The following is an 18,152-nucleotide window of genomic DNA, read 5'->3' as shown; positions in this document are numbered from 1 at the left end:
GATAGACCGGGTGCGACCAGCGGTTCCGGCGAGGGACCGCATCCCCGACGGACCGGAGGAAACGTGCCCCGCAACCTGGCCGACGCCCCGATCATGATCCTCAACGGCCCCAACCTGAACCTGCTCGGGCAGCGGCAGCCGGAGATCTACGGGCGCGACACGCTCGCCGACGTCGAGGCGATGTGCGCCCGCGCGGCCGCGGCGCACAACGGCACGGTGGACCTCCGCCAGTCCAACCACGAGGGCGAACTGGTCGACTGGATCCACGAGGCGCGGCTGAACCACTGCGGCATCGTCATCAACCCGGGCGCCTACTCGCACACCTCCGTCGCCATCCTGGACGCCCTCAACGCCTGCGACGGCATGCCCGTGATGGAGGTCCACATCTCCAACATCCACCGGCGGGAGAGCTTCCGGCACCACTCCTACGTCTCCCTGCGCGCCGACGGCGTCATCGCCGGGTGCGGCGTCCAGGGGTACGTGTTCGCGGTGGAGCGGATCGCGGCGCTGGCGGGACCGGGCGCGGCCGAGGCCTGACGTCCGTGGAGCGCCCGCTCACCAGCCGCGGGCGCGCCACTCCGGAAGGTGGGGGCGTTCGGCGCCGAGCGTGGTGTCGTTGCCGTGGCCCGGGTAGACCCAGGTCTCGTCCGGGAGAACGTCGAAGATCTTGGTCTCGACGTCGTGCAGCAGGCTGGCGAACGCCTTCGGGTCCTTGTGGGTGTTGCCCACACCGCCCGGGAAGAGACAGTCCCCGGTGAACACATGGGGATGCCCGTGAGGGTCGTCGTAGACGAGGGCGATCGAGCCGGGGGTGTGACCGACGAGGTGGCGGGCGGTGAGCTCGACCTGGCCGACGCGGATCACGTCGCCGTCGTCCACGAGCACGTCGGTCGGCACCGGGATGCCCTCGGCGTCGTACCGGCCCGCGTAGGTGCGGGCGCCGGTGGCGGCCACGACCTCCGCGAGCGCCTGCCAGTGGTCGGCGTGCCGGTGGGTGGTGACGACGGACGCGATGCCGTCGTCACCGATCGTGCCCAGCAGCGTCTCGGCGTCGTTGGCCGCGTCGATCAGCAGCTGCTCGTCGGTGGCCCGGCAGCGCAGCAGATACGCGTTGTTCTCCATGGGGCCGACCGCGACCTTGGTGATCATCAGGTCCTTGAGTTCGTGCACGTCGGCCGGTCCGCCGACCGTCACCCGCCCGCTGTACGTCATGGGCGTCAGCCTAGCGCCGGAACCGGCGCCGGACAGCGCTCACAGAGGCGGGAGCTTCGGGAGGTCCCCGCCCTTCACCGACAAAGCGCCGCCGTCCCGGCGTCCGGCGAGCCAGCCGAGCAGATCGGCGGGCGTCCCCTCGACCGTGACCGGGCCGCCGTCCGCCCCGCCGCCGGTCGTCCAGGTGCGGCCGTCGGTGTCCGACAGGGTGGTGGCGGGCACGTCCGGGTGGCCGCCGAACCGGGCCGCGAGGAACGCGATCTCGCGTTCGGTGAAGTCGGCCGGCAGGTCCTCCAGCTCGTAGCCGGTCCCCAGGTCGACGTGGTGCAGCTCCACCTCGATCCAGCGCCGGAACGGCACCCGCTCGGCGCGGTCGGTGACGCCGTTGCGCAGGGCGACGGTGCGGGACCAGTCCGCCGTGGCCGCGCCCGCCGCACGGAAGCGCTCCGCGCTCTCCCGTACATCCGCCAGCTGCTCGTCCAGGGGGCGCGCGGCGCCCGCCTCGATGTCGGCGTCCCGCGCCTCGGCGGAGGCGTACATGGGACGGCCCTCGAGGACGTTCACCAGGGCGTCCGCGTTGCGGGCCAGGTGGGTCAGCACATGACCGAGGGTCCAGCCGGGCAGGCGTGACGACTGGGTCACAGCCGCGTTGTCCAGGGTGCCGACCGCGTGGAGCAGCCGCTCGGTAGCGGCCTGTACAGACGCCAGGTCATCAGCGTGATCAATCATGCCGCCGACCCTAACCGCGTCACACCTTCGGGTGAAGGAGGTGAACCGGACAGCAAAATCGAATGCACGTGCTATAAGGTCGGGTGCGGCGTCGGGCATGCTGGAGAGCCGGGGTTTGTTGACTATCCGTGAATCCGAACCGGCGTTGTCAGTGGCTCCCCCTAGTCTGAGAAAGACGGGGGCCCCGCCCCTGTCACTACCCTCAAGAAAGGTGCGGACCGGCGTGGCCGACCGTCTCATCGTCCGTGGAGCGCGCGAGCACAACCTCAAGAACGTCTCGCTCGACCTCCCGCGCGACTCGCTCATCGTGTTCACGGGCCTGTCGGGGTCGGGCAAGTCCTCGCTGGCCTTCGACACCATCTTCGCCGAGGGGCAGCGGCGCTACGTCGAGTCGCTCTCCTCCTACGCCCGGCAGTTCCTCGGCCAGATGGACAAGCCGGACGTCGACTTCATCGAGGGACTGTCCCCGGCGGTCTCCATCGACCAGAAGTCCACCTCGCGCAACCCGCGCTCCACGGTCGGCACCATCACCGAGGTCTACGACTACCTGCGCCTGCTCTTCGCGCGCATCGGCAAGCCCCACTGTCCCGAGTGCGGCCGGCCGATCTCCCGCCAGTCGCCGCAGGCCATCGTCGACAAGGTCCTGGAACTGCCCGAGGGCAGCCGCTTCCAGGTGCTCTCCCCCCTGGTGCGCGAGCGCAAGGGCGAGTTCGTCGACCTCTTCTCCGACCTCCAGACCAAGGGCTACTCCCGCGCGCGGGTGGACGGCGAGACCGTCCAGCTGTCGAACCCGCCGACGCTGAAGAAGCAGGAGAAGCACACCATCGAGGTGGTCGTCGACCGGCTCACGGTGAAGGACTCCGCCAAGCGCCGTCTCACCGACTCCGTGGAGACCGCCCTCGGGCTGTCCGGCGGCATGGTCGTGCTCGACTTCGTCGACCTCCCCGAGGACGACCCCGAGCGCGAGCGCATGTACTCCGAGCATCTCTACTGCCCGTACGACGACCTGTCGTTCGAGGAGCTGGAGCCCCGCTCGTTCTCCTTCAACTCGCCCTTCGGCGCCTGCCCCGAGTGCACCGGCATCGGCACGCGCATGGAGGTCGACCCCGAGCTGATCGTCCCCGACCCGGACAAGAGCCTCGACGAGGGCGCCATCCACCCGTGGTCCCACGGCCACACCAAGGACTACTTCGACCGCTTGATCGGCGCCCTCGCGGACGCGCTGGGCTTCCGTACGGACATCCCGTGGGCGGGGCTGCCGCAGCGCGCCAAGAAGGCCCTGCTGTACGGCCACAAGACCCAGGTCGAGGTCCGCTACCGCAACCGCTACGGCCGCGAGCGGCGCTACACCACGGCCTTCGAGGGCGCGGTGCCGTTCGTCAAGCGGCGGCACAGCGAGGCCGAGAGCGACGCCAGCCGTGAGCGCTTCGAGGGCTACATGCGCGAGGTGCCCTGCCCCTCCTGCGAGGGCACGCGCCTCAAGCCGGTCGTCCTCGCCGTCACGGTCATGGGCAAGTCCATCGCCGAGGTCTCCGCGATGTCCATCAGCGACTGCGCGGACTTCCTGGGCGAGCTGAAGCTGACCGCCCGCGACAAGAAGATCGCCGAGCGCGTCCTCAAGGAGGTCAACGAGCGGCTGCGCTTCCTGGTCGACGTCGGCCTGGACTACCTCTCGCTGAACCGCGCGGCCGGCACCCTCTCCGGCGGCGAGGCCCAGCGCATCCGCCTGGCCACCCAGATCGGCAGCGGCCTCGTCGGCGTGCTCTACGTGCTCGACGAGCCGTCCATCGGCCTGCACCAGCGCGACAACCACCGGCTGATCGAGACCCTCGTCCGGCTGCGCGACATGGGCAACACGCTCATCGTCGTGGAGCACGACGAGGACACCATCAAGGTCGCCGACTGGATCGTCGACATCGGCCCCGGCGCCGGCGAGCACGGCGGCAAGGTCGTGCACAGCGGCTCCCTCAAGGAACTGCTCGCCAACACCGAGTCGCAGACCGGCCAGTACCTGTCGGGCAAGAAGGCGATCCCGCTCCCCGACATCCGGCGCCCCCACGACCCGTCGCGCCGCATCACGGTGCGCGGCGCCCGGGAGAACAACCTGCGGGACATCGACGTGTCCTTCCCGCTGGGTGTGTTCACCGCGGTCACCGGTGTGTCAGGCTCCGGCAAGTCCACGCTGGTCAACGACATCCTGTACACGCACCTCGCCCGCGAGCTCAACGGCGCGCGCGGCGTCCCGGGCCGGCACACGCGCGTCGACGGCGACGACCTCGTCGACAAGGTCGTGCACGTCGACCAGTCGCCCATCGGCCGCACCCCGCGGTCCAACCCGGCGACGTACACGGGCGTGTTCGACCACATCCGCAAGCTGTTCGCGGAGACGACGGAGGCGAAGGTCCGCGGCTACATGCCGGGCCGCTTCTCCTTCAACGTCAAGGGCGGCCGCTGCGAGAACTGCTCGGGCGACGGCACGATCAAGATCGAGATGAACTTCCTGCCGGACGTCTACGTCCCCTGCGAGGTCTGCCACGGCGCCCGCTACAACCGGGAGACGCTGGAGGTCCACTACAAGGGCAAGTCCATCGCCGACGTGCTGAACATGCCGATCGAAGAGGCCATGCACTTCTTCGAGGCGGTCCCGGCGATCTCCCGCCACCTGCGGACGCTCAACGACGTCGGCCTCGGCTACGTCCGGCTCGGCCAGTCCGCGACCACCCTGTCCGGCGGCGAGGCGCAGCGCGTCAAGCTCGCCAGCGAACTGCAGAAGCGCTCCACCGGCCGCACGGTCTACGTCCTCGACGAGCCGACGACCGGCCTGCACTTCGAGGACATCAGCAAGCTGCTGACCGTCCTGTCCGGTCTGGTCGACAAGGGCAACACCGTGATCGTCATCGAGCACAACCTCGATGTCATCAAGACGGCCGACTGGGTCGTCGACATGGGCCCCGAGGGCGGCGCCGGCGGTGGCCTCGTCGTCGCGGAAGGCACGCCCGAGCAGGTCGCCGGCGTACCGGCCAGCCACACCGGCAAGTTCCTGCGGGAGATCCTGGGCGCGGAGCGGGTCAGCGACGCCCAGCAGGTCCGCGCCCCGCGCAAGACGGCGAAGAAGACGGTCGCCGCCCGGTCGACGGCGAAGAAGACCACGACCAAGACGGTCGGCAGCACCGCCAAGAAGACGGCCGGGAAGACCGCCGCGAAGAAGACGACACGCGGCACCAAGGCCTGACCGGCCCGCCCGCACCTGTGCCGTGCCACCGAGGCTTGTCCTCCATGGCACGGCACACGTGCGTCAGACGGTCTTCCACTCCTCCAGCTCATGGGCGTACGGAGGCTCCGCACCGGCGCGGGAACAAGTGACCGCCGCCGCGCGCGCCGCGAACCTCAGCAGGCTCTCCCAGCCCTCGGCGCCGAGCGCGGCCACGCCCTCGCCGCTCAGCGCGTCCCGCTCGGACAGCCCGTGCAGCAGCGCCGCGTTCACCGTGTCGCCCGCGCCGATGGTGTCCACCACGTCGACCCGCTCGCCCGGCACCGCGTACTCGGCGCCGTCACGGGTGTACGCCGTCAGCCCGTCCCCGCCCCGGGTCACCACCACCGCCGCGGGACCCGCCGCCAGCCACTCCCGCGGGGACCCGCCGAGCCACTCGGCGTCCTCCGCGGACAGCTTCAGCAGCGACACCGACGGCAGCCAGCTCCTGAACCGGGCCCGGTAGGCGTCGGCGTCCGCGATCAGCCCCGCCCGGATGTTCGGGTCGAGCGCCGTGAACACACCCCGCGCCGACGCCTCACGCATCAGCGCCTCGTACGCGCTCGCACCAGGCTCCAGCACGAGGGAGCAGGTCCCGAACGACACCGCCCGGGTGCCGGCGGGCAACGCCTCCGGCATGCCGAACAGCCGGTCCGCCGTGCCCTCCACGTAGAACGAGTAGGCCGCCGAACCGTCCGCGCCGACCGTGGCGACGGCGAGCGTCGTCGGCTCGTCACCGCGCTGCACCGACGCCACGTCCACGCCCGTGTCCCGCAGCCGGTCCAGCAGCGCCTCCCCGAAGGCGTCCCGCGACACCCGCGAGCAGAACGCGGTGGGGGAGCCGAGGCGGCCCAGCGCCACTGCCGTGTTGAAGGGACCGCCGCCCAGCGCGGGCGTCAGCGCGGCGAGCGCACCCGCCCCCTGCGGTACCAGGTCGATCAGTGCCTCACCGGCAACGACGATCACGAGGGGTTCCTTTCTTCCGGGCAGCCGCAGGAGGTGCGGTGCACGAAGGTGCACGGGAGGCGTTCGGTACGGGTCGGCCGGCCGGGGTCGGCGATACGGTCCAGCAGCATCTGCACGGCCCGCGCGCCGATGTCCCGGCTCGGCTGGGACACGGCGGTGAGACGGGGCGAGAACAGGTCCGCCCAGGCGAAGTCGTCGAAGCAGCACAGGGCGATGTCCCCCGGCACGGACAGACCGTGGGCCCGCAGAGCGCGCAGGGCGCCGATGGTCATGGCGTTGTTGGCGGTGACCAGCGCGGTGGGGCGCGACCCGAGCCGCAGCAGTTCGGCCGTGGCGCGCTCGGCCCCCGCGGCCTTCGAGTCGCCGTGCACCAGGATCCGCTCGTCGTACGGCAGTCCCGCCGCCGCCAGCCCGTGCCGGTAACCCGTGATCCGCTCCGTGGTCGTGCTGAGCCCGGGCAGACCGGCCACCAGGCCGATGCGGCGGTGGCCCAGACCGGCGAGATGGGTGACCAGGCCGGCGGTCGGCTCGGTGCTCTCGGCGCAGACCTGGTCGAAGAGGGGCCGGTCGTCGTCTGCGGGCGAGCCCACCAGGCGGTCCAGGAACACGGCCGGTACCTCGTGCCGCTTCAGGTAGGCCAGCAGCTCGCCGGGCTCGGGGGAGGGCGCCACGATCATGCCCTCCACCCGGCGCTCGTGGAGCAGCTGGACGACCTTCCGCTCGTGCGCCGGGTCGTCGTGCGGATCGGCGATGAGCAGGCTGTAGCCGCACTCCAGGGCGGCCGCCTCCACGCCCTGGAGGATCTCTGTGAAGTACGGGTTGCTGATCGCCGACACCGCGAGCCCGATCGACCGGGTGCGGGCCGTGACCAGCGAGCGGGCCAGGGTGTTGGGGGTGTAGCCGAGCTCCTCCACGGCATCCAGGACGGCCTGGCGGGTGTGGGGGAGGACGGGGCGGGTGCCGTTCAGCACGTGCGAGACGGTCGCGATGGAGACTCCGGCGCTGCGCGCCACATCCGCCATGGTGGCCATCGTTGTCCGTTCTCCTTCGTGCGGGGGCCTGAGCGGTGCTCGGGTGGGGACCGTATCGCATGGGAGTGGGGGTCGTAAACGCTTGCGTAAGCGTTTACGACAGCGTTTACGTCAGTGCTTACGTCAGCGATTGCGTAAGCGGTTACGCGAACGTTTACGCCAGGACCTGGGCGAACGCTTACACGAGCGCTTACGCGAACGCTTACGCAAGCGTTTGCGCCCACCCCCCACAGCCCCGGCCCCACCCCACTCACCCGCACCCCGGCCCCACCCCACCCACCCGCACCCCGTCCCCACCACCCCCGATATCGTCCCGGTGAACACCCGTCCACCGCGCACCACCCGTGGGAGCCCGCATGTCCGCCCGACCCGCCGCGACCCGCCGTACCGTCCTGCGAGGCGCGGCCCTCACGCCCGTCGCGGGATTGGGCCTCACGGCCTGCCGCGCGGGCGGTGACGACAGGGCCGCGCCGCTGTCCGAGCCCGTCGAGCTGGGCCCGGAGAACGAGGTGCCCGCGGGCGGCGCGAAGCTGTACCGGGATCACAACGTGGTCGTCAGCCGGGGCGAGGATGGCTCCTTCACCGCGTACAGCACGGTGTGCACGCACGCGGGGTGCCCCATCAACAAGCTGGACGGGACCAGGCTGGTGTGTCCGTGTCACGGCAGCGAGTTCGACGCCGGCACCGGCAAGGTGCTGCGGGAGCCGGCCGTGGCGCCCCTGAAGCCGCTGGCCGTCGAGGTGAAGAACGGCACCCTGGTCGCCAGGCCTCAGGACTGACCACACACGTGGGGGCCCCGGATCACCCCCAGTCCCAGGCGATCCCCACGTACCCCGCCCGCAGGCGCGGTTCCACCAGGTGCACCGAGCGGTGCAGCGCGCTGAGGCGCAGCTCCTGGCGTCCCCCGCGCGGGGCGGCGGCCGAGTGCTGGGTGAAGCGGTGGCAGCGCACCGGGAGCGCGGAGGAGTCGAAGCAGACCTGGAGTGCGTACTGGCCGCCGGGGGAGTCGGCGCCCCGTACGTACTCGCGGCAGACGCCGGCCGTGCCGTCCTCCACGGTGTACCGGAAGAGGAAGGTGTCGCCGGCGCGCAGCCGGATGTCGAAAAGCAGCTCGGCGGCGAGGACGCCGGTGTCGTGGTGCCGGCGTACGCGGCCGATGCGGCAGTTCTCCAGGGCGCGGACGCGCATGCGCTCGGGGTCGGCGCCCGGGTCGCCGTGGTGGACGGCGACATAGCGGTCGATGCCGTCGCGGTGGGCGCGCACGATGTGGTGCGACTCGCGTTCCGCCAGCTCGCGGCGGTTGCCGATGCGGACGCGCTCGTGGTGGCCGAGGGTGTGCAGCCCGCCGTCGCGCGGGGCGCCGAACTCGGCGAGGAGCTTGTCCAGGACGCCCGAGGCCTCGACGAGGGAGCGGTAGGCGCGGCCGGCGGAGCGGCGGTCGCCGGCCCGGTCGTCCGTCTCGGCGAGCAGACGGATCAGCGACTCCTCCGGCAGCTGCAGTATCTCCTCCAGCGCCCGCACGGCGCGCAGCGACTCCGGGCGCTGCGGGCGGCGGGCGCCCTGCTGCCAGTAGCTCAGGCTGGTGACGCCCACCTTCACGCCGTGGCGCGACAGGTGGTGCTGCACCCGCTGCAACGGCAGTCCCCGCGCGGCGATCGCGGCGCGCAGGGCGACGTGGAACGGGCCGCCGCGCAGGGCCGAGTCCAGTTCTGCGGTCACGACGTCCGCGTGCTGTGTGGCGTGCGGCATGCAGGGGCCTTTCTGTGAATGTCACAACGGCTGGTCAGACCGTTCGCACGGAGCATCCCCGGGGGCCCGCCCCCGTCGGCACGGCGCGGTCTTCACATGCGTACGCCGTCGTTCAGCGCCCCGAGTTCCCCCGCATTGAAGCGTGTTGACCAAGTCCCGACAACCGTCTGGCGGCAAGAGCGGCACGGCGAGGGGGCCGTACCGGCCGTGCGGCCGGTACGGCCCCCTGAGGTGTGTACGCGGGTGTGTACGTCTTCGTCCGGGATCAGGCCCTCTCGGTACGGCCCCCGCCGCGAAGCCGCGCATCCGTGGCGGCGAGGCGCTTGGCGCGCACGATGTCGGGGTCGCGCGGGTCGAGGGACTCGGGGAAGGCGGCAGTCTCGTCCGTGTACCGCCGGTACCGGGCCGGCCGTCGTGTTTTCTCGATCCGCATCTGGCGCATACGACCTCCCGACTCGCGGCCACCTGGGTGACCGCCGTCACGACCGCCTCGGACCACCGGCAGGAGCGCCGGTGCGGACCGCCGGGCGGACCGCCGCTGCGGCCCGTCCGCCGGCCCCGGTGATCGCCCGAGGCACGGACCCCCCACATTCCCGCTAACCGGCCGCCGTAACCCATCCGGCTCGCATCGGCCCGGCGGAACCGCATCGTGGACTCCACGCGACCGCATGCCGGACCCCCTGAGCGGCCTCTCCCGCACTCTCCGCGGCCATCCCCTCCCACAGGTCTCCGGAGCCACCGCCGACCCCGCCCCCGCCGTCCACACCCCCGCCGTCATGTCGGTGTCCGCCAGTAGGGTGTGTTACATGGCCGACCCCTCCAGCTACCGCCCCAGACCGGGTGAGATCCCCGACTCGCCGGGGGTCTACCGGTTCCGTGACGAGCACGGCCGGGTGATCTACGTCGGGAAGGCGAAGAGCCTGCGCCAGCGCCTGGCGAATTACTTCCAGGACCTGGCCGGACTGCACCCGCGCACCCGGTCGATGGTGACCACCGCCGCGTCCGTGGAGTGGACCGTGGTCTCGACCGAGGTCGAGGCGCTGCAGCTGGAGTACTCCTGGATCAAGGAGTTCGACCCCCGGTTCAACGTCAAGTACCGCGACGACAAGAGCTACCCGTACCTCGCGGTGACGATGAACGAGGAGTACCCGCGCGTGCAGGTGATGCGCGGTCACAAGAAGAAGGGCGTGCGCTACTTCGGCCCGTACGCGCACGCGTGGGCGATCCGCGACACCGTGGACCTGATGCTGCGCGTCTTCCCGGTGCGCACGTGCTCGGCGGGCGTGTTCAAGAACGCCGCCCGGACCGGCCGCCCCTGTCTGCTCGGGTACATCGGCAAGTGCTCGGCGCCCTGCGTGGGGCGGATCTCCGCCGAGGACCACCGGGAGCTGGCCGAGGAGTTCTGCGACTTCATGGCCGGCCGCACCGGCACCTATCTGCGCCGTCTGGAGAAGCAGATGGCGGAGGCGGCCGAGGCGATGGAGTACGAGCGGGCCGCCCGCCTGCGCGACGACATCGGCGCGCTGAAGAAGGCCATGGAGAAGAACGCGGTGGTGCTGGCGGACGCCACCGACGCCGACCTGATCGCGGTCGCCGAGGACGAGCTGGAGGCGGCCGTCCAGATCTTCCACGTGCGCGGCGGGCGCGTGCGCGGCCAGCGCGGCTGGGTCACGGACAAGGTCGAGGAGATCACCACCGGCGCCCTGGTCGAGCACGCCCTGCAGCAGCTCTACGGCGAGGAGACCGGCGACGCCGTCCCGCGTGAGGTGCTGGTCCCCGCCCTGCCGGACCCGGTGGAGCCGGTGCAGGAGTGGCTGACCGGCCGGCGCGGTTCGAACGTCTCGCTGCGCATCCCGCAGCGCGGGGACAAGAAGGCGCTGATGGAGACGGTGCAGCGGAACGCGCAGCAGGCGCTCGTGCTGCACAAGACCAAGCGCGCCTCCGACCTCACCACGCGCTCGCGCGCGCTGGAGGAGATCAGCGACGCCCTGGGCCTGGACAGCGCCCCGCTGCGGATCGAGTGCTACGACATCTCGCACCTCCAGGGTGACGACGTGGTGGCGTCCATGGTCGTCTTCGAGGACGGGCTGGCCCGCAAGAGCGAGTACCGCCGCTTCCAGATCAAGGGCTTCGCCGGTCAGGACGACGTGCGGTCCATGCACGAGGTGATCACCCGCCGCTTCCGCCGCTACCTCGCGGAGAAGGAGCGCACGGGGGAGTGGACCGACGGCGACGAGCCCGGTGCGACCGCCGACCCCGAAACGGCCGCCGCGGGTCTCGCCGAGCCGCCGGCGAGCACCCTCACCGAGGAGGACGGGCGTCCCAAGCGGTTCGCGTACCCGCCGCAGCTCGTCGTGGTGGACGGCGGCGCGCCGCAGGTCGCGGCGGCCCAGCGGGCGCTGGACGAGCTGGGCATCGACGACATCGCGGTGTGCGGCCTCGCCAAGCGGCTGGAGGAGGTCTGGCTGCCCGGCGAGGACGACCCGGTGGTGCTGCCCCGTACGAGTGAGGGCCTGTACCTGCTGCAGCGCATCCGGGACGAGGCCCACCGCTTCGCGATCACCTATCAGCGTGCCAAGCGCGCCAAGCGCTTCCGCTCCAGCCCCCTGGACGACGTCCCCGGCCTCGGCGAGACCCGGAAGCGGGCGCTGATCAAGCACTTCGGTTCGTTGAAGAGGCTGCGGTCGGCGACAATCGAGCAGATCTGTGACGTTCCCGGCATAGGCCGCAAGACGGCCGAGACGATCGTCGCGGCTCTCGCCCAGGCCGCACCCGGCGGTCCCGCCGTGAACACGGCGACGGGCGAGATCATGGATGACACGGAAGAACCCGGGCAGCAGACGGGTTCTCCGGGGGAGCCCGTGTCCACGGGCGCCCCGGACGAACGACGGGGGCAGGAGCGATGACCGAGCACGAGACAGGGCCCGGCGACCGGGCGGCACAGCAGGCGGGCGGGGCCACGGCCCGCGCCGGCGTCCGGCAGGACAACGGAGCACAGGTGAAGACGGGCAAGGACAACGGCGGGGTGCCCGAGGCGGGCATCCCCGAGCTGGTGATCATCTCCGGGATGTCCGGGGCGGGCAGGTCGACGGCCGCGAAGTGCCTGGAGGACCTCGGCTGGTTCGTCGTCGACAACCTGCCGCCCGCGCTGATCCCCACCATGGTGGAGCTCGGCGCGCGCTCCCAGGGGAACGTGGCGCGGATCGCGGTCGTCGTCGACGTCCGCGGCCGGCGCTTCTTCGACAACCTGCGCGAGTCCCTCGCCGACCTCGACGCGCGCGGGGTCACCCGTCGCACGGTCTTCCTGGAGTCCTCCGACGACGCCCTCGTGCGCCGCTTCGAGTCGGTGCGCCGTCCGCACCCGCTCCAGGGCGACGGCCGGATCGTCGACGGCATCGCCGCCGAGCGGGAGCTGCTGCGCGAGCTGCGCGGCGACGCCGACCTGGTGATCGACACCTCCGGGCTCAACGTGCACGAGCTGCGCGCGAAGATGCACGCGCAGTTCGCCGGCGAGGAGGAGCCCGAGCTGCGGGCCACCGTAATGTCCTTCGGCTTCAAGTACGGCCTCCCGGTCGACGCCGACCTGGTCGTGGACATGCGGTTCCTGCCCAACCCGCACTGGATCCCGGAGCTGCGCCCCTTCACCGGCCTCAACGAGGAGGTGGCGTCGTACGTCTTCAACCAGCCCGGCGCCAAGGAGTTCCTCGACCGGTACGCCGAGCTGCTGCGCCTGGTCGCCGCGGGCTACCGCCGTGAAGGCAAGCGCTACGTGACCATCGCGGTCGGCTGTACGGGCGGCAAGCACCGCTCGGTCGCCATGTCGGAGAAGCTCGCCGCCCGGCTCGCCGCGGAGGGCGTGGAGACGGTGGTCGTCCACCGGGACATGGGACGGGAATGACACGACGTACTCCGCGGCTGAGCCGGCTGCGCAGGGCGGTCCCCGAGGGCCGCGCCGGCCGGCCGGCCGAGACGCGCGGCGCGCGCCCGCGCCGCCGGGGCGCCCAGCCCAAGGTCGTCGCCCTCGGCGGCGGCATGGGCCTGTCCGCGTCGCTCGCCGCCCTGCGCCGGATCACCGGCGACCTCACGGCCGTGGTCACCGTCGCCGACGACGGCGGCTCCAGCGGCCGGCTGCGTGACGAACTGGGTGTGCTGCCCCCGGGTGACCTGCGCAAAGCGCTGGCGGCGCTGTGCGGGGACGACGAGTGGGGCCAGACCTGGGCGCGCGTCATCCAGCACCGCTTCCAGTCCAAGGGCGACCTGCACGAGCACGCGGTCGGCAACCTGCTGATCGTCGCCCTGTGGGAGCAGCTCGGCGACCACGTCAAGGCGCTGGACCTGGTAGGGCGGCTGCTCGGCGCGCACGGCCGGGTACTGCCCATGTCGGCGGTGCCGCTGGAGCTCCAGGCGCTGGTCAAGGGCCACGACCCGGAGCGTCCCGACGACACGGACACCGTGCGCGGCCAGGCCACCGTCGCGCTCACCCCCGGCGAGGTGCAGTCCGTGCACCTCGTGCCGAACGACCCGCCGGCCGTGCCCGAGGCGGTCGCGGCGGTGCTGGACGCCGACTGGGTGGTGCTGGGACCCGGCTCCTGGTTCTCCTCGGTGATCCCGCACCTGCTGGTCCCGGAACTGCTGGACGCCCTCGTCGAGACGAAGGCCCGGCGGGTACTCTCGCTGAACCTCGCCCCGCAGCCCGGAGAAACCGAGGGCTTCTCCCCGCAGCGTCATTTGGAGGTTTTGGGGCGACACGCCCCTAAACTCGCCCTGGACGTGGTGCTGGCCGACGAGGCCGCCGTGCCCGACCGCGACTTGCTGACCGATGCCGCCAAGCGGCTCGGCGCCGCGGTCGAGCTGGCCCCCGTGGCCCGGCCCGACGGAAGCCCCCGGCACGACCCGGAGCTGTTGGCCGCCGCGTACGACCGTATTTTTCGGATGCATGGAAGGATCGGCCCATGGCGATGACGGCAGCGGTGAAGGACGAGATCAGCCGGCTCCCCGTCACCCGTACCTGCTGCAGGAAGGCGGAGGTCTCCGCCATTCTGCGGTTCGCCGGCGGCCTCCACCTGGTCAGCGGGCGCATCGTGATCGAGGCGGAGCTGGACACCGCCATGGCCGCCCGGCGGCTCAAGCGGGACATCCTGGAGATCTTCGGCCACAGCTCCGAGCTGATCGTGATGGCGCCGGGCGGACTGCGTCGCGGCTCGCGCTACGTGGTGCGCGTCGTCGCGGGCGGTGACCAGCTCGCCCGGCAGACCGGCCTGGTCGACGGCCGGGGCCGCCCGATCCGCGGCCTGCCCCCGCAGGTGGTCTCGGGGGCCACCTGCGACGCCGAGGCCGCCTGGCGGGGCGCCTTCCTCGCGCACGGCTCCCTCACCGAGCCCGGCCGCTCCTCCTCCCTGGAGGTGACCTGCCCCGGTCCCGAGGCCGCGCTCGCCCTGGTCGGCGCCGCCCGCCGGCTGCACATCGCCGCCAAGGCGCGCGAGGTGCGCGGCGTGGACCGCGTGGTCGTCCGGGACGGCGACGCGATCGGCGCGCTGCTCACCCGGCTCGGCGCGCACGAGTCCGTGCTGGCCTGGGAGGAGCGCCGGATGCGCCGCGAGGTGCGCGCCACGGCGAACCGGCTGGCCAACTTCGACGACGCCAACCTGCGCCGCTCCGCCCGCGCCGCCGTCGCGGCCGGCGCCCGGGTGCAGCGCGCGCTGGAGATCCTCGGCGACGACGTCCCCGAGCACCTCGCCGCGGCCGGCCGGCTGCGCATGGAGCACAAGCAGGCCTCCCTGGAGGAGCTGGGCGCGCTCGCCGACCCGCCGCTCACCAAGGACGCGGTGGCCGGGCGCATCCGCCGACTGCTGGCCATGGCCGACAAGCGCGCCCAGGACCTCGGCATCCCGGGCACGGAGGCCAACCTCAGCGAGGAACTGGACGACAAGATCGGCGTCTGACCCCGACGCGTGACCGGCTTCTGACGTCTGATCAGAGAACCGGCGCCGCCGCCCAGTTGGGTGACCGGCGCCGGTTCCGTGTGTCGGGGCGGCACCCTTGACTCGATCATGTTGTGTCATGAGCCTGGCATCTGTTCGCTGCCGTGGCGGACCTCTTTCAGGGGGGCTCATGAGACGAAGAGCGAGATCGATCCTCGCTGTCGGCACGCTCCTGCTCGGCGGAGCCGGCTTCGCACCTGTCGCCCAGGCACAACCCGCACCGCCCTCGTCCGGTGATCCCGGCGAGGTCAAGGTCTACCGCGCCGACGTCACACGGCAGCAGGTACCCCTGCTGCTCGCGGCGGGGCAGGACGGTCACGAACTCGGCGAACGGGTGCCCGAACGGGGCACGGCCGCCGTCGAGGTGTACCTCACCGAGGGACAGGCCCGAAAGCTGGAGAAGCAGGGCGTCGACCTCACCGAGCACACGCTTCCCGCCCGGGCGGAGAAGCGCGTGGCGGACGCCGCGGAGGGCGTGTTCCGGCCGTACAGCGGCAAGGGCGGCCTCAAGGAGGAGATGCTGCGCACCGCGCAGGAGAACCCCTCCCTCACCAAGGTCGTCTCCATCGGAAAGACGATCCAGGGCAAGGACATCCTGGCCCTGAAGCTCACCAAGCAGGCCCGCACCAGGAAGGACGGCTCCAAGCCGGCCGTCCTCTACATGGCCAACCAGCACGCCCGTGAGTGGATCACGCCGGAGATGACGCGCCGGCTGATGCACCACTACGTGGACCGCTACCGCACCGACAAGCGGATCAAGAGGATCGTCGACACCACCGAGCTCTGGTTCGTCCTCTCCGCCAACCCCGACGGCTACGACTACACGTTCGCCGACGACGCCAACCGCCTGTGGCGCAAGAACCTGCGGGACGTCAACGGCGACGGGCAGATCGGCTCCGGCGACGGCGTCGACCTCAACCGGAACTTCCCCTACAAGTGGGGCTACGACGACGAGGGCTCCTCGCCCAGCCCCTCCAGCCAGACCTACCGGGGCGCCTCCCCGGGCTCCGAGCCCGAGACCAAGGCGATCGACGCCTTCCAGAAGCGCATCGGCTTCACCTACGGCATCAACTACCACTCCGCCGCCGAGCTGCTCCTCTACGGGGTCGGCTGGCAGGTGGCCACGCCGACCCCCGACGACGTGCTGTACAAGGCGCTCGCGGGCACGCCGGACAACTCGGCCGTCCCCGGCTACCACCCGCAGCTCTCCTCCGAGCTGTACACCACCAACGGCGAGGCCGACGGGCATGCGGCAAACGTCAACGGCATGGCGATGTTCACCCCGGAGATGTCGACCTGCCAGACGGCCTCCGCGTACGACCCCGACGACGCCTGGGAGCCCCGCGACTGCCGTTCGATCTTCACCTTCCCGGACGACGAGGCCCTGATCCAGCAGGAGTTCGAAAAGAACGTTCCGTTCGCGCTCTCCGTCGCCGAGACCGCCGCGCACCCCGACCGGCCGTCCTCCTCGGTCGGCCTGGAGGCCGCGGACTTCACCCCGGCCGCGTTCACGACGTCCTACGCGCGCGGTGCGGACCAGGAGGTCTCCGTCGTCGTCCGCAAGTCGGTCCGTGACAAGGAGCTGCGGTACCGCGTGAACGGCGGCCGCACGCACAGCGCGGACCTCAGGACCTGGCGGGGCGGCGAGCGCTACGGCGGCGAGGACGACCTCTACTTCGACGAGTACCGCGCCGAGGTCCGGCACGCCCGGCCCGGCGACCGGGTCCAGGTGTGGTTCACCGGCAAGGCACGCGGCGGCAAGAAGGTGTCGAGCAAGCCCTTCACCTACACCGTGGCCGAGCGGCCCCGCGCGGACGTGCTCGTCGTGTCCGAGGAGGGCGCGAAGGCGACAGGCACGAAGGCGTACCTCGACGCGCTGCGGGCGGACGGCCGGAGCGCAGCCGTCTGGGACGTCGCGGAGAAGGGCGCGCCGGACGCGCTCGGCGTGCTGAGCCACTTCCGCACCGTCGTCCACCACACCGGGGCGGCCGTCCCGGGCGTCGCCACCCAGCTCCAGCTGCGGGCCTACCTCAACGAGGGCGGCCGGCTGATCGAGGCGGGCGAGCGGGCCGGCGGCAGCGTCGACCTCGGCGACGGCGTCCTGTCCGACGACTTCAGCCAGTACTACCTGGGCGCCTACTCCCGCACCGCCACCCCCGGCGCCACCGCGTTCACAGGCGCCGGACGCCTCGCGGGCACCGGCGGACCGCTCGGCGACGCGCCCGGGAACCCGCTCGACGGGCCCGGCAGCTTCGCCCTCACCTCCGACGAACTGCCGCCGGCGACGTACCCGCAGTTCAGGAGCGCCGGCGCCGGATCGTTCACCGGCACGGTCAACCCGTACGGGCCCTACGCGGGCTCCTCCATGGCGGCCGCCGTGCACACCGACGACGGCTACAAGCGGCTCACCCGCACCGTCGACCTCACCGGTGTCACCGCCGCCGAGCGGCCCACGCTGCGCACCCGGCTGCTGTGGGACACCGAGCCGGGGTACGACAACGTGATCGTCGAGGCGCGCACGGCCGGCGGCGACGACTGGACGACCCTGCCCGAGGCGGGCGGCGCCACCCGCGCCACCGTGCCCGCCGAGTGCGCGGCCGGGTTCTACATCGCCGGGCACCCCTGGCTGGAGCACTATCTGACGCTCGGCGAGGACGGCTGCACCGCCGCCGGCACCACCGGCGCGTGGAATGCCCTCACCGGGTCCTCCGGCGGCTGGCAGCAGGTGGAGTTCGACCTGAGCGCCTACGCGGGCCGGACGGCCGAGGTGTCGGTCGCCTACGTGACCGACCCGGGCAGCGGCGGCCGGGGCGTCCTCGCCGACGAGGCCTCCCTGGTCGTGGGCGGAACGGTCACCGAGACCGAGGGCTTCGAGGAGTCCCTGGGCGCCTGGCGGGCCTCCGGGCCGCCACCGGGCAGCCCGGCCGTGCTGAAGGACTGGACCCGCACCGGGGAGCTGTTCCGGACGTTCGCGGCGGTCACCACCGAGGACACCGTGCTGCTGGGCTTCGGCCTGGAGCACCTCACCTCGGCGGCGGACCGGGCCGCCCTGCTGAGGAAGGCGCTGGCCGCCGTCCGGGGGTGACACCGGCGCCGGCAAAAGCGGACACGCGCGGCGAAAAGGGGTGACCGAACACCGTCGCCCAGGGGCGGTCCGTACCCTACTGGCGGGTACGGACCGCACTGCCGGGTATGGGACAACTCGATGTCACGGCCGGGGCCCCGGAGAGGTAG

At 72.0% G+C, this 18,152-nt stretch carries 14 protein-coding genes; 8 read left to right on the top strand and 6 right to left on the bottom strand.

The window, feature by feature from the left end; all coding sequences use genetic code 11:
- Positions 1-63: 63 nt before the first annotated feature.
- Entirely contained in the window at positions 64-537 is a 474-nt protein-coding gene (gene aroQ, locus AY578_RS07835; RefSeq protein WP_028960487.1) for a type II 3-dehydroquinate dehydratase, read from the top strand.
- 18 nt (positions 538-555) lie between these two features.
- Here aroQ and AY578_RS07830 read toward each other — a convergent pair whose 3' ends face one another.
- Both AY578_RS07830 and AY578_RS07825 read right to left on the bottom strand, forming a co-directional pair.
- On the bottom strand, positions 556-1,212 hold the full coding sequence (locus AY578_RS07830; protein WP_019525282.1) for an MBL fold metallo-hydrolase: 657 nt from the start codon (positions 1,210-1,212) through the stop codon (positions 556-558).
- A 39-nt stretch (positions 1,213-1,251) separates the two neighbouring features.
- Positions 1,252-1,941: a maleylpyruvate isomerase family mycothiol-dependent enzyme gene (locus AY578_RS07825; RefSeq protein ID WP_258902204.1), complete on the bottom strand. Its 690-nt coding sequence runs from the start codon at positions 1,939-1,941 to the stop codon at positions 1,252-1,254.
- A gap of 223 nt (positions 1,942-2,164) precedes the next feature.
- Between AY578_RS07825 and uvrA the strand changes: the two genes are divergently transcribed.
- On the top strand, positions 2,165-5,173 hold the full coding sequence (gene uvrA, locus AY578_RS07820) for an excinuclease ABC subunit UvrA (protein WP_258902203.1): 3,009 nt from the start codon (positions 2,165-2,167) through the stop codon (positions 5,171-5,173).
- Positions 5,174-5,236: 63 nt separating this feature from the next.
- Here the strand turns inward: uvrA and AY578_RS07815 are convergent, their stop codons facing one another.
- Together AY578_RS07815 and AY578_RS07810 are read right to left on the bottom strand one after the other, a co-directional pair.
- Positions 5,237-6,157, bottom strand: coding sequence for a carbohydrate kinase family protein (locus AY578_RS07815; RefSeq protein ID WP_028960484.1), 921 nt, complete (start codon positions 6,155-6,157; stop codon positions 5,237-5,239).
- The gene (locus AY578_RS07810) at positions 6,154-7,188 is read right to left on the bottom strand and encodes a LacI family DNA-binding transcriptional regulator (protein ID WP_258902202.1); all 1,035 of its coding nucleotides are present in this window, start codon (positions 7,186-7,188) and stop codon (positions 6,154-6,156) included. The genes AY578_RS07815 and AY578_RS07810 overlap by 4 nt, the downstream gene beginning before the upstream one ends.
- Positions 7,189-7,544: 356 nt before the next feature.
- Between AY578_RS07810 and AY578_RS07805 the strand changes: the two genes are divergently transcribed.
- The gene (locus AY578_RS07805) at positions 7,545-7,967 is read left to right on the top strand and encodes a Rieske (2Fe-2S) protein (protein WP_258902201.1); all 423 of its coding nucleotides are present in this window, start codon (positions 7,545-7,547) and stop codon (positions 7,965-7,967) included.
- A 22-nt stretch (positions 7,968-7,989) separates the two neighbouring features.
- On the opposite strand, the gene AY578_RS07800 is transcribed toward AY578_RS07805, so the two are convergent.
- The gene (locus tag AY578_RS07800) at positions 7,990-8,937 is read right to left on the bottom strand and encodes a hypothetical protein (protein ID WP_258902200.1); all 948 of its coding nucleotides are present in this window, start codon (positions 8,935-8,937) and stop codon (positions 7,990-7,992) included.
- Positions 8,938-9,202: 265 nt separating this feature from the next.
- Positions 9,203-9,379, bottom strand: coding sequence for a hypothetical protein (locus AY578_RS07795; RefSeq protein WP_019525275.1), 177 nt, complete (start codon positions 9,377-9,379; stop codon positions 9,203-9,205).
- A 364-nt stretch (positions 9,380-9,743) separates the two neighbouring features.
- On the opposite strand from AY578_RS07795, the gene uvrC reads away from it, so the two are divergent.
- From uvrC to AY578_RS07770, 5 genes are all read left to right on the top strand, one after another.
- A complete protein-coding gene (uvrC, locus tag AY578_RS07790; protein ID WP_019525274.1) occupies positions 9,744-11,843 on the top strand; it encodes an excinuclease ABC subunit UvrC in 2,100 nt (699 codons plus the stop codon).
- Positions 11,840-12,835 carry an RNase adapter RapZ gene (rapZ, locus tag AY578_RS07785; protein WP_019525273.1) on the top strand — a complete coding sequence of 332 codons (996 nt, stop codon included), beginning with the start codon at positions 11,840-11,842 and terminating at the stop codon, positions 12,833-12,835. The genes uvrC and rapZ overlap by 4 nt, the downstream gene beginning before the upstream one ends.
- Entirely contained in the window at positions 12,832-13,899 is a 1,068-nt protein-coding gene (locus AY578_RS07780) for a gluconeogenesis factor YvcK family protein (protein WP_019525272.1), read from the top strand. Before rapZ ends, AY578_RS07780 begins: the two co-directional genes overlap by 4 nt.
- The gene (gene whiA, locus AY578_RS07775) at positions 13,890-14,879 is read left to right on the top strand and encodes a DNA-binding protein WhiA (RefSeq protein ID WP_006135276.1); all 990 of its coding nucleotides are present in this window, start codon (positions 13,890-13,892) and stop codon (positions 14,877-14,879) included. Before AY578_RS07780 ends, whiA begins: the two co-directional genes overlap by 10 nt.
- A 169-nt stretch (positions 14,880-15,048) precedes the next feature.
- Positions 15,049-18,003: a M14 family metallopeptidase gene (locus AY578_RS07770; protein WP_136237721.1), complete on the top strand. Its 2,955-nt coding sequence runs from the start codon at positions 15,049-15,051 to the stop codon at positions 18,001-18,003.
- Positions 18,004-18,152 lie beyond the last annotated feature (149 nt).

It is taken from the genome of Streptomyces thermocarboxydus (assembly GCF_024760485.1).
GTDB lineage: Bacteria > Actinomycetota > Actinomycetes > Streptomycetales > Streptomycetaceae > Streptomyces > Streptomyces cellulosae.
This window is presented reverse-complemented; position numbering and strand designations above follow the sequence as displayed.

Bases quoted from the DNA above. Each gene is read 5' to 3' on its own strand.
- AY578_RS07830 (WP_019525282.1), bottom strand. From the start codon at position 1,212: ATGACGTACAGCGGGCGGGTGACGGTCGGCGGACCGGCCGACGTGCAC.
- AY578_RS07825 (WP_258902204.1), bottom strand. From the start codon at position 1,941: ATGATTGATCACGCTGATGACCTGGCGTCTGTACAGGCCGCTACCGAG.
- AY578_RS07810 (WP_258902202.1), bottom strand. From the start codon at position 7,188: ATGGCCACCATGGCGGATGTGGCGCGCAGCGCCGGAGTCTCCATCGCG.
- AY578_RS07805 (WP_258902201.1), top strand. From the start codon at position 7,545: ATGTCCGCCCGACCCGCCGCGACCCGCCGTACCGTCCTGCGAGGCGCG.
- AY578_RS07800 (WP_258902200.1), bottom strand. From the start codon at position 8,937: ATGCCGCACGCCACACAGCACGCGGACGTCGTGACCGCAGAACTGGAC.
- AY578_RS07795 (WP_019525275.1), bottom strand. From the start codon at position 9,379: ATGCGCCAGATGCGGATCGAGAAAACACGACGGCCGGCCCGGTACCGG.
- uvrC (WP_019525274.1), top strand. From the start codon at position 9,744: ATGGCCGACCCCTCCAGCTACCGCCCCAGACCGGGTGAGATCCCCGAC.
- rapZ (WP_019525273.1), top strand. From the start codon at position 11,840: ATGACCGAGCACGAGACAGGGCCCGGCGACCGGGCGGCACAGCAGGCG.
- AY578_RS07780 (WP_019525272.1), top strand. From the start codon at position 12,832: ATGACACGACGTACTCCGCGGCTGAGCCGGCTGCGCAGGGCGGTCCCC.
- whiA (WP_006135276.1), top strand. From the start codon at position 13,890: ATGGCGATGACGGCAGCGGTGAAGGACGAGATCAGCCGGCTCCCCGTC.
- AY578_RS07770 (WP_136237721.1), top strand. From the start codon at position 15,049: ATGAGACGAAGAGCGAGATCGATCCTCGCTGTCGGCACGCTCCTGCTC.